The sequence below is a fragment of the Nocardia sp. NPDC056541 genome (assembly GCF_042794235.1).
GTDB lineage: Bacteria > Actinomycetota > Actinomycetes > Mycobacteriales > Mycobacteriaceae > Nocardia.
Genome location: NZ_JBHTUD010000002.1, coordinates 290,351 through 304,612, shown reverse-complemented (window position 1 = coordinate 304,612; position 14,262 = coordinate 290,351). Strand labels below are relative to the sequence as shown.

The window sequence follows — 14,262 nt, the reverse complement described above, 5'->3', positions numbered from 1 at the left end:
AATCCCCGTTCTCACTTTTCGCAGCACCTGCTGCCAAACATTGATCAACGGTATTCGGTGCCGAGCCTCCCCCATTCCGAAATCCGCTCTCCCCGAACGAGCTTCCGACTATTTGCGCAGGTCAGAACACTTCATACGTCGATTCGATCGCGAAATACGATGGACGGATCGAAATATTCGATACGAGTCGGCGGCAGCCGTTCTCATCGATACCGTCGGCACGAAAACTCCCGTGTCGAAAGGTATGTCGCATGCACCTGACAATCGTCGGAAATCGAGCCGGTATGCCCGCCGACGGCGCAGCCAGTTCGGGCTATCTGGTCGAAACCGGCCAGTCGAGAATTCTGCTCGACTGTGGTCCCGGGGTCGCGGTGATGCTCGGCAACTACCTGCACGCGAGCCTGCTCGACGCGGTGGTGATCAGCCACCTGCATCTGGATCACTGCTACGACGTGCTGCCCATCGGCAAGCAGGCGATGCGCAGAGCCCCCGACGCCCCGGACCGCCGGATCAAGCTGTTCGTGCCGAAAGGCGCTCGCGCGAGACTGGACCAGCTCGCCGCGCTGTTCCCGGTGAAGACCTTCCCCGACCTGAATCGGGCGTTCGACCTGGCCTATGAGGTCATCGAGTACGAGCGCGGCGCAACGTATCCGCTCACCGACTGCAGCATCGAGCTGGTGCCCATGGTGCACACCGAACCCGCCTGCGGGATCCGGATCGAAAGTCCCACCGGCAGTATCGCGTTCACCGGCGACACCGGCTGGAACGACAACCTGGTCGCGCTCGCCGCCGATGTCGACATCTTTCTCGCCGAGTCCACCCTCGCCGAGCCGGATCACACAGCTCACGGCCATCTGTGCGCCACCGAGGTCGGGCGGGCCGCCGCGGCCGCGGGGGCGCGCTCGGTGGTGCTGACCCATCTCGGCTCGGCACAGCCGCAGTGGCAGCAGGCACGACGCGACGACGTGTCGGCGGAGTTCGACGGGCCCGTGCACCTGAGCCGACCCGGCATGCGGTTCTCGGTGCCCGCCGAACAGCCGAGCTGAGCCCTACACCGCGACCGTCAGTGCCGCGAGGCCGCGCAGGTTGATCCGGCCGTTCCAGGTCTGGTCGACCACCGTGGCCTCGGGAAAGCGGGTCACGAAGCGCGGGAACACGATCCGGGCTTCCATCCGGACCAGGGCGGCGCCGAGGCAGTGGTGGATGCCCGCGCCGAGCGAGACGTTCTGGTGCGCGTTCGGCCGGTCCAGACGCAATTCGTCGGCGTCGGGGCCCCAGAATTCCGGGTCCCGGTTGGCGGCGGCCAGCGCGCCGATCACCCAGCTGCCCGCCGGGATCTCGTGCTCGCCGACGCGCAACGGTGTGACGGTGATCCGGCGCATCAGGTGCACCGGGGTGTCGAAGCGCATCAGCTCGTCGACGGCGCTCACCGCCAGGTCGGGCTCGTTCCGCAGCCGCCGCGCCTGGTCCGGATGCTGCAGCAGCGAGCGGATTCCGCTGCCGAGGTGGGTCACCGTGGTCTCGTGGCCCGCGATGTAGAGGAACATCACCTGCGAGATCAGCTCGTCCTCGCTGAGCATGTCGCCGTCGTCCTCGGCGCTGATCAACGCGGAGAGCAGGTCGTCGCCAGGGGTGGCGCGCTTCCAGCGGATCAGCTCACGAACCATGCCGAACAGTTCCTGGTTGGCGGCTCTGATCTGTTCCTGGGTCTCGGCGCTCGCGAACGGCTCGAACACCAGCACGATGATCGCGGTCAGCTCGCGCAGGCGGGTGTGCTCGCCGACGGGGATACCAAGCATTTCCGAGATGATGGTGAAGGGCAGCGGGAAGGCCAGTTCGGCGATGACATCAGTGGTGCCCGCGGCGGCGATCCGGGCCAGCGCCTCCTCGACGAGTTCCTCGACGCGCGGCTGCAGCGATTCGATGGCGCGCGGGGTGAAGGCCTTCGACACCAGCCGCCGCAGGCGGGTGTGGTCGGGCGGGTCCTGGTCCAGCATCGACAGCCCGCCCATCACCCGGCTCTCCTTGCGGACCTCGGCGCTGCCGCTCTTCCACGCGGGCAGATGCCGCAGGTGCGCCTCGTCGACCGAGTGCGCCGAGCGCTGCAGCGCGGCCACATCGGCGTGCCGGGCGATGATCCAGAACCCGAGCGGATGTTGCTGCGCGGGTCCCGCGGCCTGCAGCTGGGCGTAGTGCGGATAGGGGTCGTCGATGAATCCCGGTGCGGTGGGATCGAAGACGTAGGTCTCGGTGCTCATTCCAGGTACCGCTTTCTCGCTGCTGCTCGCATGATTTTTCCGCTGCTCGTCTTCTGCACGGTGTTCGGCGCGGCGAGCACCACGTCCGCCACGGCGAGTTCGTGCTCCTGCGTCACCGCGGCCCGGATGGCCCCCACGATGTCATCGGCATCGGCATCGGCGTCGCGCTCGAGCTCCTGGACGACGACCAGCTTCTCGCCGTCGCGCCCCGGTACCGCGAACGCCGCGCCGCTGCCGGGTCGCAGCGCCGGGTGCGCGCGGGCCACGGTGTGCTCGATGTCGTGCGGGTAGTAGTTGCGGCCCCGGATGATGATCATGTCCTTGAGCCGGCCCACCACATACAGTTCGTCGTCGACGATCAGGCCGAGGTCGCCCGTGCGCAGGTAGGCGCGCTCGGCATCGTCGGCGATGCGAGCCTGGAAGGTCGCGGCGCTCAGCTCCGGCAGGCCCCGATAGCCCTGGGCCACATGGTCACCCGCCACCCAGATCTCGCCTGCCCGATCCGGCGGGCAGGGCTCGCCCGTCTCCGGGTCGACGATGCGCAGCGACTCACCCGGCAGTACCACTCCCGAGCCGACGAGCGTGCGCCCCTGATCCGCGGTGGCCGCGACGTAGCGCCGGTCGGCGAGCGCGTCGATATCGGCGTCCAGCAATCGCGGACCGCGACCTTTCCCACTGGCCGACACCAGCAGGGTGGCTTCCGCGAGCCCGTAGCACGGGAAGACCGATTGGGCGCTGAAACCCAGTGGGGCAAAGGTTTTGGCGAACCTGTCCAGGGTCTCGGCCCGGATCGGTTCGGCGCCGTTGAAGGCGACCTTCCAGGAACTCAGGTCGAGATCGGGCAGCTCGCCCGCCGCCGCGCGCGCGACACAGGCATCGAAGGCGAAGTTCGGGCCGCCGCTGGTGTGCGCGCGATAGCGCGAGATGGCCTCCAGCCACCGCAGCGGCCGCCGGATGAACGTGGTGGGCGACATCTGGATACACGTGGCGCCCACATACACCGGTTGCAGCACATTCCCGATCAGGCCCTGGTCATGGAAGAAGGGCGCCCAGCCGACGACGGTGGATTCACGGTCGTGGCCGAAACTGTGCCGGATCATCTCCTCGTTGGCCACCAGGTTTCGATGCGTGACCATCACACCCTTGGGCGCGGAGGTCGACCCGGAGGTGTACTGCAGGAACGCCACGGAATCCGGATCGAGGACCTCCGGCACGAAAGCAGTTTCCGCCGTGGGCAATTCGTCGACGGCTAGCCACTGGCGAGCCGTGCACACCGGTTCGAGCACCGATCGCAGGGGCTCGAGCACCGCGCCGATCGTCAGCACGGCCGTGGGCGCGCAGTCGGTGACGACAGCGCGGGTCGAGTCCTGAACCTTGCCGCGGCGCGGCGGATTCACCGGCACCGCCACGATGTTCGCGTAGAGGCAGCCGAAGTAGGCGGTGATGAACTCGACGGACTGCCCGAAGACCAGCAGGGCGCGATCGCCCGGCTCGCACCGCTCGCGCAGCAGGCTCGCCACCGCCATCGCCGCGTCGTGGAGTTCGCGATAGGTCGTGGTGGTGTGCTCGGCACCGTTGTCGTCGAGGAAGATGTAGGCGATGCGGTCCGGCTCGTCGACGGCGCGACGCGCGAGGATGTCGGGAAGAAGCTGCACGTCGGTCCTCAGGTCAGGGCGGCGGTCATGATCGCCGCGATCGCCGCGCGGTGTCGATGGTGGAACAGGTGATCACCGGTGAACTCGTGCGTGGCGAACGGACCGTCGGTCAGCGTGCCCCAGGCCCACACTTCCTCCGGATCGGCGATCGGGTCCTCGGTGCCGTAGAAGGTCGTGATCGGGCAGCTGAGCCTGGGCTGCGACCGGTGGCTGTACTCCTCCGACAACTCCAGGTCCGCCCGCGTCAGCGGCAGCGCGTACCGCAGGAAGCTCGCGCTGCGACCCGCCGCGCCCCACGCGCCCATGGCGGCCATGGCATCGGCGAATTCGTTGTCGGGCAGGCGATGCAGGACCGCGCGACTCGCCGCCAGGTGCGGTGCCCGGCGACCGGACACGAACAGATGGATCGGCGCTCGATCGGCGAGGGTCAGCGCGCGAGCCAGTTCATAGGCGATCAGCGCGCCCATGCTGTGGCCGTAGATCGCCACCGGCGTTTCACCCGATTGTGTTATCTGGCCGGCCAATTCGCCGACCGCGTCGCCGACCCGGTGCAGCGGCGGCTGCTGCGCGACGTCCTCGCGGCCGGGGAGCTGGACGCGGACCACCCCGATCTCGGGGCCGAACAGGTCGGGCCAGCGGTTGAACGACGACGCCCCGGCGCCCGCGTGCGGAATGCACACCAGTCGTACCGCCGCGGGCGCGGTGTCACTGCGCAACCACGATTTGACCAGTCCGGTGCCGGTCATGATGCCCGCCGCACATCGACAGGAAGGCTCTTCAGGCCGCGCACGATGAAACTGTGGTCCTGCCACTCGAGTTCCGCCGACCGTGATTCCAGGTACTGCGAGCGGACGAACAGGTACTCGAAGGCGACCTGAGCCTGTAATTCGGCGAGCAATCCGCCGAGACAACCGTGCATACCGTGGCCGAAGCCCAGATGTCCACCGCCGGTGCGGGTCAGGTCGAACTCGTCGGGCCGGGTGAAGACGTCGGGGTCGCGGTTGGCCGCACCGAGACACACCAGGATCTGCTCGCCCGCCGAGATCCTGGCCACGTCGAGCTGGATATCGCGGGTGGCCAGTCGTTTGGTCAACTGCAGCGGCGGGTCGTAGCGCAGTGCCTCGGTGACCGCCGCCTCGACCGACTCCGGTCCGCGACGCAGCAGCGCCGCCTGCTCGGGATTGCGCAGCAGGGCGAGTGTGCCGTTGCCGATCAGCGATTTGGTGGTTTCGTTGCCCGCGACGAAGCACATGATGCAGACGAACACCAGTTCCTCGTCGGACAGCACATCCCCGCCCCCGGTCCGCGCGGCGAGCAACTGGCTGATCAGATCGGTGCCGGGCCGGGCTCGTCGCTCGGGCAACACGGCGTCGATGGCGGCGGCGAACTCCTCGACCACCGCGCAGACCCGCTCGAAGTCCCCGGCTTTCATCATCCCGGGTTCGAGCAGGAATCGAATGTCGTGGGTCCACGGCCCGACTCGGCCGCGCAACTCCTCGGGCAGGTCCATCCACTCACACAGCACCGCGACCGGCAGCGGCGCGGCCAGATCGGCGATCACATCGAAGCCACCGTCGCGCCAGGCCCGCTCCATCAGGTCGCCGGCGATCCGGGTCACCAGCGGTCGCAGCGATTCCACCGACCGGGCGGTGAACACCCGGTTCACCAGTCCGCGCAGGCGCGCGTGATCGGGATTGTCGGTGAACACCAACGACTTACGCCCGAGACGTTCGATCTGCTCGACGCTGCAATGGCCGAGCCGCTCGGCCTGCCGGGTCACCAGGCTGGGGATCAGCCCGGCGCTGAACGAGCGATCGTGCAGCACGCCGCGCACCTCGGCGTGCCGGGTGAGCACCCACATGCCGAGCGTGCGGTGCACCGGTTCGGCCTCGCGCAACTGCTGGTAGATCGGGTACGGGTCGTGCCGGAATTCGGCGCTGAACGGGTTGAACCGCACCCGGGTCCGGGCGGGCGCGACGGGATCGGACGACTGCGTGGTCATGCCGACCGCACCGGATGGTCGGTGAAGAATCCGCTGCGATAGGGCACCAACACCAATCGCAGCAGGCCGATCTTGCCCATCCGGAAACCGAGCGCCGACAGTTTCAGGTAGCGCGCGTACCGCGCGACCACGTCGGCGCCGACGAGCTCGGTGGCCTCGGCACGGTTCGCGCGCAGCCTGCGCGCCCACTGCTCACACGTCCAGGCGTAGTCGAGACGACCGTTGCTGATCGAACGCACCTCGAACAGTCCCTCGGCCGCGGCGGTGATCTCGGCCAGGGTCGGCAGGTCGGCGTCGGGGAAGATCTCCTGCTGCATGAAGGCGCTGGCCTGGTCGCGAGACATGTTCGCGTAGGCGATGGTCTGCAGCGACAGCGTGCCGTCCGGCTCGAGCCAGTCCCGGCAGCGGGTGAAGAAGTCCCGGTACACGCCGATCTTCTGTTCCGACGAGTCGTCGGGGGTCGCGAAGTGCTCGAAGGCGCCGATCGAGATGATGCCGTCGAATCGGGTGTCCGGCTCGTAATGCACCCAGCTCTCGGTCCTCACCTCGACGCCGGGGTAGGCGCGCGAGCGGACGAACTCGGCCTGCTCGGGGCTGAGCGTGAGCCCGACGGACCGGGCGACCCCGGCTTTTGCCGAGCGTTCGAGGATCGCGCCCCACCCGCAGCCGATGTCGAGGACCGAGGTGGCGTGCTCGGCGTCGATCGCGTCCAGGTGGTATCGCAGTTTGCGATCCTGGGCGATTTCCAGTGTGTCGTCGGGGTTTTCGCGCAGGGCGCAGGAGTAGGACAGCGACTCGTCGAGCCAGAGGCGATAGAAGTCGTTACCCGCGTCGTAGTGATGACGGATCGCTGCGGCGGCCGCGGTGGACCGCTCGGTATGGACCGACATCGCTACCCCACACTCCGCCGGCTCTGCTCGTGCAGGTAGGCGGCGACGGCGTCGAGGTTCGGGTTGTCGAACAGGTCCTCGGGCGCCAGATCGACGCCGTAGCGGTCCTCGACTTCGATCAGCAGCGCCACGGCCAGGGCCGAGTCGATGCCGAGGCGGTCGAAATCGGTGGCCGGGTCGATGGTGGCGGCCGGTACCTCGAGCAGACTCGCGAGGTATTCCTGGCACCAGGTGACAATGGCTTCTTTACTCGTATCCATGGTGAGAATTCCTTAGATTCGCTTGGCTGCCATGCGTTCGGCAGAGGGCATTTTCAGGTCCCAGGCGAGACCACAGAATGCCAATGTTCGAATGAGCCAGAAACCGGGGTCGAGCCGATACCAGTCCAACCCGAAAGAGGGCGACTCGGGAAACGCGTGGTGATTGTTGTGCCACGACTCCCCCAGCGTCGCCAGGGCGAAAACACCGCCGTTGTGGCTGTTCTCGCGGGATTCGTACCGGCGGGTGCCGAACATGTGCAGGAACGAATTGATCGCCCAGACGATGTGCTCGAGAACGAAGATGCGCACCAGCCCGCCCCAGAGCAGGCCGGAAACGGCGCCGGTCCAGCTCATCGTGACCAGGCCGCCGATCACGGTCGGGATCAGCAGCCCCAGCCCCACCCAGTAGTAGTAGAGGCGGGCGATACGGACCAGGTTCCGGTCCTTGATCAGATCGGGCGCGTAGTGCACCACGTTCGGGTATTCGTGGCGGCGCATCCACAGGAAATGCGAGTGGGCCAGGCCGCGCAGCGCCCCACGCAGGCCGTCACCGGCGAGGTTGGGCGAGTGCGGGTCGCCTTCGCGATCGCTGTACTCGTGGTGGCGCCGGTGCAGCGCGACCCAGGAGATGACCGGGCCCTGGCCCGCCATCGAGCCGAGGATCGCGAGCACCCACGTCACCCACGGCGCCGCTTTGAACGTGCGGTGGGTGAACAGCCGGTGATAGCCGACCGTGACGCCGAGCCCGGTGAGCAGCCACATCCCGAAGAGCAGGGCGAATTCCAGCACACCGAAGGGCCGGACCAGCAGGAAGGCGAAAGCTACGACGGTGCCGATGATCGGGAGAATATCGAACAGCAGGAAGTGACGTCGTTGCAGTCTATGAATATAGGGACTACTGATCGTTTTTCTGCGCGGATCGGGATTCATTGCTCAATTCACCTCAGGCGGTATAGAAACCGGGCGCAACATTATTACCGTAACCGGGGTTCAACGGTCGGCGACGGCGTGTGACAATTGCCGATCGACGGATCGGAATTGTTTATGACGGATCAACGACAGCGCCACACTCAGCGCGCCGAAGCAGATAGCGAACATCCAGATGCGATCGGCCCCGAAGACCGCGATCACGGCTCCGCCGATCGCCGAGCCGAGCGCGGCGCCGAGATACAACGCCGACCCGTTGAGCGACAACAGCATCGGCGCCTGCTCCGGGCTCGCGTCGGCGATCATGCTGTGCTGCTGCGCGGGCAGGAACGCCCAGCCGACCACACCCCACATCGTGACGAAGGCGACGGTGGTCGCCAGGGTCTGCGCGGCGATCGGCTGCCACGTCAGGTTCACGGTGAACAGTGTCAACGCGCCGAGCAGGACCGGCCGGGCACCGAATCGGTCGACCAGCACGCTCCCGCCCCACAGACCGACGATCGCCCCGACGCCGTGCGCCATGATCAACGTGCCGACATGGCCCGCGCCCACCCCCTGGGCCTCGACGAAGATCGGGCCCAGATAGGTGAACATCATCAATCCGGCGGTCATCGCCGAGATCGTCACCGCGAGCCCCAGCCACACCGGTGGGTGCCGCAGGGGTGCGAGCCGCTGTCGCAGCGACACCACGGGTGTGGCCTCGCCCGCCGGAACCGTCAGTGCCACACCGACAGTGGTGATCAGCGCCACCACGGCCACGGCGACGAACGCCATCCGCCACGACGACAACCCGGCGACCCACACCCCGAGCGGCACGCCCGCCACGGTGGCGATCGAGATGCCGCCGAGGATCACCGCCAGCGCCCGGCCGCGACGATCCGCCGTGGCCATGCCGGCCGCCGCCGCGGCCGCCAAGGGGACATAGATCCCCGCGACGCACCCGGCCGCGACGCGCGCCACCGCCATCACCCCCGGCGCCCAGGCCACCGCCGCGAGCAGATTCACGACGGCGAACAGCGCGGTCGCGGCCAGCAGCAGCCGCCGGGGCGAGCGCACCCGCAGCACGGTGACCACGACGGGCGCGGCCAGGGCGTAGGCCAGGGAGTAGCCGGTGACGAACAGCCCGGCACCGGTGATGGAGACCCGCAGGTCGGCCGCCATCGGTGCCAGTACCCCGGCGACGAGGTAGTTGTCGGTCCCCGCGCAGAACGCGCCGAGCGCTAGCACCAGGACCGGCAGCCACCGAATCGACGACGGCGCGGCATCGGTGACGATCACCGAATGCCCCGGCGCCTCACCAGGGTCGGGCGCCGGCATCGCGCAACTCCACGGCGACATCGATGAGTTCGTAGATCCGCATGCTCGGTTTCCAGACGCTCGCGTCGGCGATCACCCGGATCCGGCCGGGTCGCCGTTCGACGCTCTTGATGTGCACCTCGAGGGTCATCAGCTCGTCGCTCGCCAGGATCTGCCCGCGATACCGCCACGACAGCGACACCCCGACCGGGAGGACGAATTCCGGCGCGACCAGCTCGGCGGCGAGACCGGAGTCGACCGTCCACTCCTGCATCGCCTGGATCACCGCCTCGACCCCGAGCGAGCCCGGCATCACCGGGTCGAGGTAGAAGTGGTAGCCGAAGAACCAGTCGTCGGCGGCGACCGGACGGGTGGCACGCAGGTAGCCGAGCCCGTAGGTGCCCGCGCTGTCGACGGTCTCGATGCGGTCGAGCATCGCCAGATGCCCGACCGCGCACGGCATGCCGGTACCCGCCGCGCGTCTGGCCGCCACGTCGATCACGCGGACGTCGGGACGTCGGTCCTGGCTGTCGAGCCAGGTCGGCACGAGCTCGCCGTTGTCGAGTCCGTTCTGGTTCGCCAGCGCCGGGGCGTTGAAGAACCCGAACAGCGACTGCCCCGCGTAGAACGGTTCACCGTCCACCGAGAGTTCGTAGGAGAACGTCTGCAACACGACGCCGACCAGGACGGTGGTGTCGGTCAGCCTGCTCGTCTGCTGAATCGTCTTGTCCCGCAAGTCGACTTCGCGCAGGACGGTCGCGGAGCCGTCGAGATTACGCAGGCTGAAATCCTCCCCGGGCGAGGTGAGGGTCGCGCCGAGGAAGTAGCCGAGCAGCAGCGCCGATTGCAGTGAGGTCTCCATGTAGACGACGTTGGGCATGGAGGCATCGGCCGACTCGAGGTAGTACCAGGAATCGGCGGGCGAGTCGTACTCGGTGTGCGAGCTGCCCGCGTCGAGCTGTCCGCGTCGTCCGTCGACGGCCATGACCCGGTCGCAGAGCTGGAGTCCGTGGTTGGGCATGCGGGTGGCCCTGCGGCCGGCGTAGGCCGAGAACTCCGGGCCGAGCGCGATGCCGAGATCACCGCGGGCGCTGTGGGTCATGTGGAATTCGCCGAGCAGCGCACGCTGACCGAAGGCGTTGCGGCGGCCGAGGAATCGGGGAATCTCACCGCCGGCCTCGGGACCGATCGGCAGACCCGGTTCCTCCGCGACCTCGAGGGTGAGGCCGTGCACGCGCGCCACCACTGCGCCCGCGCACCGGATCTCGGCGTTGATCCGGAGCCAGGGACGCGGGAGCAGGTCGATCTGGACCACGTCGGCGATCAGCTCGACGGGGCCTGTCATCGGCGCGGACACGGTCACCTCGAAGGGTTCCCCCGCCTGGAATCGGGCCCCGGCCAGGCACAGCTGCAAGCCCGCGCGCACCGCGAAGACCTGGGCGGCCTGCCAGGTGAGCTCGGTTGCCGCGGTGACCGGATCGGGGCCGTCGACGCGGCAGGTGGCGCGCAATCGCCCTCTGGCCCATGGCCCTTCACGTCCGGCGATCTCGAGCACCTCGGTGAGGGTGGCGTGGGTGCCGTCGGTCAGCCGGATGTCGGGGTTGACGCCTTCCTGGTCGTAGGCCGGACCGAAGACGGCGGCTATCTCGCCCCTGCCCAGCGCCGCGAGGTCGGCGCCGTTCAGCGTGGTGATCGGCGTGCGGGCGAGGAACTTGAAGGCGTTCATGGTGGTCGCGGGCGCAGGCAGCTCGAAGACCACCGGGTGCCCGGGCGCCGCGGAGACCGCCAGACCGGTTGCCGGCGTGTAGTCCACCATCACCGCGAAGGACTGTTCCGCCCAGGTGGGCGAGGCGGGAGCGATGCCCGTGTCGGTCCGGGCGATGTGCTCGCCGCGACCGAGGCTCGCGAGCGCGCGCCGCTGCAATGCGGTCTGCACGTCCATCGCCGACAAGTGCGCCGTCACCAGCTCGGAGCGGACCTCGTGCAGGAGGGCGGAAATGGGGTCGGCGGGTGTACCGCCCGCCGCCACCGGCACAGTGGCCGATGGCGCCGGTGCGGTGGCCGACTGCGCCGGTGCGGTGGTGTGTCGCACCGCGGGCACCGCCGAGCTGGGCGCCGGGGCCTCCGGCGCTGTGGATGACGATCGGGGGGCGGGGCTGACGGCCGGCTCCAGTGCCAGCGACCAGGCGAGGACGTCGAAGGGCTCACCGTCGAAGTCGAGGGTGTCCAGTGGTGTGATGGTCATCGGATCTCCATTCCTCACATCGACGATGCTCACGCGCGCTGCTCGCGCAACCGCACGGCCTCGGCGAACTTCTCGGTCATCTCCGGAGTGGCGATCACGGCGAGATCGGAGTAGCGCTGCAGCACAGTGCCGTTCGGAGCACACGCCGTGACGGTCACGGTGACCTCGGTGCCGGTCGCGTTGGCACGCAGGTCGTCGACCACCAGCACGAACGAACTGTCGTCGGGCAGGGGGGCGAAGTACTCGATACGCCCGATCGACAGCGGCAGGCAGGCCGAGTTCATGAACCACACACCGAGCAACGCGCCGGCCTGGATCGCGACGTCGGCCAGCACCGGACTGTGCAGTGCCCCCGCGTAGTTGCCGGTGCCGAGGCGAGCGTCGGGGAGCTTGCCTTCCACGACGAGGCGGCGGTCGGCTCGTTCCAGGATGCGGCGCACGCCCTGCAGCAGCGGCCCGTGGAACAGGTCCGCGGCACGGTAGACATCGAGCCCGTTCTCCGGTCCCACACCGATCGCGTAGCCCGGCCAATCGGAAACGACGGGGGCGGGCCATGTTTCAGCGGCGAGGAGGAAGGTGCCGGTGAAGTGCGACGGCGCCAGTGTCTTGCCCGGTTCGTCGCTGCGGATCCAGACCGTGACGCTCAGGCGATCGTCGACGACGGTCCCCGCCTGTGCCTCGAGCCGGTAGGAGCGTTCGTCCTTGCCGTCGTAGACGATGCCCCGCAGTACCTCGAAGCCGGTGCATTCCACCACCCGCAGGCCGGGGTTGGCGCGCTCGAGCACATTGATCGCCCAGCCGAGTCCGGCGGCCGCCGGGAACACCGGGAACTTGCCGACTCGATGATCACCGATCACCGCGTCGCCGGCCAGCGGCGCGAGATCACGGTGCGTGGTGAAAGAGCTTGTCGGGGTGAGGGTCACGGCCGTGGCCAGCGGTGCCGCGGGACCGACCAGCACCGACACGTCGTCGGCGCGACCGGGGGCGAACTGTTCGGCGAACATCCGGGCTCCGGCGTCCATCCCGAGCAGCGCGACACCGCGGGCGAGGAAGACTTCGCGCAACTGCGGAGTCACCATGCCGCCGTCCCACGCACCCCAGTTGACGGTGGTGATGTGGCCGGCCAGACCCTGCCGTCGCCAGCTCACCGCCGCCCGGTTGAGGGCTTCGTTGGCGACCGCGTAGTCGGCCTGACCCGGATTGCCGTACACCCCGGCCACCGACCCGAACAGGATGAGGTGCCCGAGCGTGGCCTCGCGCAAGGCGGTGACCACGTTGTACAGCCCGTCCAGCTTGGTCGCGAGGACGAGGCGGATGTCGTCGGCCGTCTTGGCGGGGAGCAGGGAATCCGCGAGGGCGCCTGCCCCGTGCACGATGCCGGTGATCCGGCCCGCGTCCGGCGCGAGTGCCCGCTCGGTCGCGTCGGCGTCGGTGATGTCGACCGCGAGGTAGCGCACCCGTGCGCCGGTCTCGGCCACCGCGTCGACGGTCGCGCGGATCTCGCGCTGTGCCAGCAGGTTTCGGGTGAGGCGGTCGACCTGCTTGGGCGTCGGCTGCTCGCCCGCGGCGCGCACGGCGGCGATGGCGGCGGCCTTGAGCGCGTCGTCGGCGACGCCTGCCGCCCACTCCGGCTCGTCCTCGAGTTCAGTGCGGCCGAGCAAGAGGAACTCGCACGGCTTGCGAGCGGCCAGTTCACGAACACACCGCGCGGTCACTCCCCGTGCGCCACCGGTGACAACGAGTACGTCGTCGGTGGTGAGGGCGAGTTCGGTGGCCGTGGCCGTGCTGTCGACTGCCTGCGGGCGCAGTGTCCAGCGGGTGTGATCGGCGTCGACCCCGACTTCGCGAGCGTCGATCGCGGCGTCGTCGAGCTCGGCGAGGAAGGAGACGATCAGTGCCTCGTCGGTCAGGTGCGGCGAGAGATCCAATGCCCGGCAGAACAGCCCGGGCGCTTCCTGCGCGAGGGTCTTCACCAGACCGCTGACCCCGCCGACAACGGCGGCGGCGGCCGCTCGTTCACCGCGGTGGCCGAGCACGCCGTCGATGCGGGTGAGCGTCACGAACGCCGCCCGTGTCCCGGCTTCGGCGGTCGCGACCAGGCGGTCGTGCACCAGCGTGGCGGTGTGGATGGTATCGGCGAGCCGATGACCGCCCACCAGCCACTGGCTGTCCGCGGGCAGGACGGTCAGGCACAGATCCAGCCGCGCAACATCTTTCAGCGCGGACTCGATCGCCCCCCGCACGGTGGCGCCGTCCCATGCGGCTACGCCGGCATCGTCGCGGGCCGCGACGGCGGCCGTGTGCACGGTCCAGCCCTGCTGTTCGAGGCCGGTCGCGAGAGTCGCCGCGGTGGTGTCACCGTGGTCGAGGATCAGGGCCGTCCGCTCCGCGGCGTAGGGCTGGGAAAGGCGGTCGATGTCGGGAAGTGCGACCGGCACGATCCGCAGCAGCACCGGATCGTCTTCGATCCCGTCCTGGCTGGATCCCGGCTGAAACCCGTGTGCACCGGCGGCTTCCGACCCGCCACCGACCGTGGGGACAGCCGGGGTCGCGGCGGGAGCGGCGGAGCCGGCGACGAAATCGACGATGTCGTTCAGGGTCCGCAGTTCCGCGACCTGCTCCGGACCCACGGCAGGCACACCATCGATACGCTCACCGACCGCACCCATGATCTGAACCCGCTTGATCGAATCCACCCCGAGATCGGCCTCCAGATCCAGCGACAACGC

11 protein-coding genes are annotated in these 14,262 nt (G+C 68.7%); 1 reads left to right on the top strand and 10 read right to left on the bottom strand.

Going from position 1 to position 14,262, the window contains the following annotated elements:
- Positions 1-251 precede the first annotated feature (251 nt).
- Entirely contained in the window at positions 252-1,046 is a 795-nt protein-coding gene (locus ACFQ9R_RS04305; RefSeq protein ID WP_378988920.1) for an MBL fold metallo-hydrolase, read from the top strand.
- Positions 1,047-1,049: 3 nt separating this feature from the next.
- On the opposite strand, the gene ACFQ9R_RS04300 is transcribed toward ACFQ9R_RS04305, so the two are convergent.
- The 10 genes from ACFQ9R_RS04300 to ACFQ9R_RS04255 all read right to left on the bottom strand — a co-directional run.
- Complete coding sequence (locus ACFQ9R_RS04300; RefSeq protein WP_378988918.1) at positions 1,050-2,258, bottom strand: cytochrome P450; 1,209 nt, start codon at positions 2,256-2,258, stop codon at positions 1,050-1,052.
- Positions 2,255-3,913 (bottom strand): fatty acyl-AMP ligase, encoded by a 1,659-nt coding sequence (locus ACFQ9R_RS04295; RefSeq protein ID WP_378988916.1) that lies wholly within the window; start codon positions 3,911-3,913, stop codon positions 2,255-2,257. The genes ACFQ9R_RS04300 and ACFQ9R_RS04295 overlap by 4 nt, the downstream gene beginning before the upstream one ends.
- Before the next feature lie 8 nt (positions 3,914-3,921).
- Positions 3,922-4,659 (bottom strand): thioesterase II family protein, encoded by a 738-nt coding sequence (locus ACFQ9R_RS04290; RefSeq protein ID WP_378988914.1) that lies wholly within the window; start codon positions 4,657-4,659, stop codon positions 3,922-3,924.
- On the bottom strand, positions 4,656-5,915 hold the full coding sequence (locus ACFQ9R_RS04285; protein ID WP_378988912.1) for a cytochrome P450: 1,260 nt from the start codon (positions 5,913-5,915) through the stop codon (positions 4,656-4,658). The genes ACFQ9R_RS04290 and ACFQ9R_RS04285 overlap by 4 nt, the downstream gene beginning before the upstream one ends.
- Positions 5,912-6,805 carry a class I SAM-dependent methyltransferase gene (locus ACFQ9R_RS04280; protein ID WP_378988910.1) on the bottom strand — a complete coding sequence of 298 codons (894 nt, stop codon included), beginning with the start codon at positions 6,803-6,805 and terminating at the stop codon, positions 5,912-5,914. Before ACFQ9R_RS04280 ends, ACFQ9R_RS04285 begins: the two co-directional genes overlap by 4 nt.
- 2 nt (positions 6,806-6,807) lie before the next feature.
- Entirely contained in the window at positions 6,808-7,065 is a 258-nt protein-coding gene (locus ACFQ9R_RS04275) for an acyl carrier protein (protein ID WP_056810906.1), read from the bottom strand.
- Positions 7,066-7,077: 12 nt separating this feature from the next.
- A complete protein-coding gene (locus tag ACFQ9R_RS04270) occupies positions 7,078-7,995 on the bottom strand; it encodes an acyl-CoA desaturase (protein ID WP_378988908.1) in 918 nt (305 codons plus the stop codon).
- Between the two features lie 60 nt (positions 7,996-8,055).
- Positions 8,056-9,309 (bottom strand): MFS transporter, encoded by a 1,254-nt coding sequence (locus ACFQ9R_RS04265; protein ID WP_378988906.1) that lies wholly within the window; start codon positions 9,307-9,309, stop codon positions 8,056-8,058.
- Positions 9,287-11,533 carry a beta-ketoacyl synthase gene (locus ACFQ9R_RS04260; protein WP_378988904.1) on the bottom strand — a complete coding sequence of 749 codons (2,247 nt, stop codon included), beginning with the start codon at positions 11,531-11,533 and terminating at the stop codon, positions 9,287-9,289. The genes ACFQ9R_RS04265 and ACFQ9R_RS04260 overlap by 23 nt, the downstream gene beginning before the upstream one ends.
- A 29-nt stretch (positions 11,534-11,562) precedes the next feature.
- A partial coding sequence (locus ACFQ9R_RS04255) for an SDR family NAD(P)-dependent oxidoreductase (protein ID WP_378988902.1) occupies positions 11,563-14,262 on the bottom strand: 2,700 nt, incomplete at its 5' end.

What these genes read in the sequence shown, in the direction of transcription:
- ACFQ9R_RS04305 (WP_378988920.1), top strand. Translation starts at nt 252, where the DNA reads ATGCACCTGACAATCGTCGGAAATCGAGCCGGTATGCCCGCCGACGGC.
- ACFQ9R_RS04300 (WP_378988918.1), bottom strand. Translation starts at nt 2,258, where the DNA reads ATGAGCACCGAGACCTACGTCTTCGATCCCACCGCACCGGGATTCATC.
- ACFQ9R_RS04290 (WP_378988914.1), bottom strand. Translation starts at nt 4,659, where the DNA reads ATGACCGGCACCGGACTGGTCAAATCGTGGTTGCGCAGTGACACCGCG.
- ACFQ9R_RS04285 (WP_378988912.1), bottom strand. Translation starts at nt 5,915, where the DNA reads ATGACCACGCAGTCGTCCGATCCCGTCGCGCCCGCCCGGACCCGGGTG.
- ACFQ9R_RS04280 (WP_378988910.1), bottom strand. Translation starts at nt 6,805, where the DNA reads ATGTCGGTCCATACCGAGCGGTCCACCGCGGCCGCCGCAGCGATCCGT.
- ACFQ9R_RS04275 (WP_056810906.1), bottom strand. Translation starts at nt 7,065, where the DNA reads ATGGATACGAGTAAAGAAGCCATTGTCACCTGGTGCCAGGAATACCTC.
- ACFQ9R_RS04270 (WP_378988908.1), bottom strand. Translation starts at nt 7,995, where the DNA reads ATGAATCCCGATCCGCGCAGAAAAACGATCAGTAGTCCCTATATTCAT.
- ACFQ9R_RS04265 (WP_378988906.1), bottom strand. Translation starts at nt 9,309, where the DNA reads ATGCCGGCGCCCGACCCTGGTGAGGCGCCGGGGCATTCGGTGATCGTC.
- ACFQ9R_RS04260 (WP_378988904.1), bottom strand. Translation starts at nt 11,533, where the DNA reads ATGACCATCACACCACTGGACACCCTCGACTTCGACGGTGAGCCCTTC.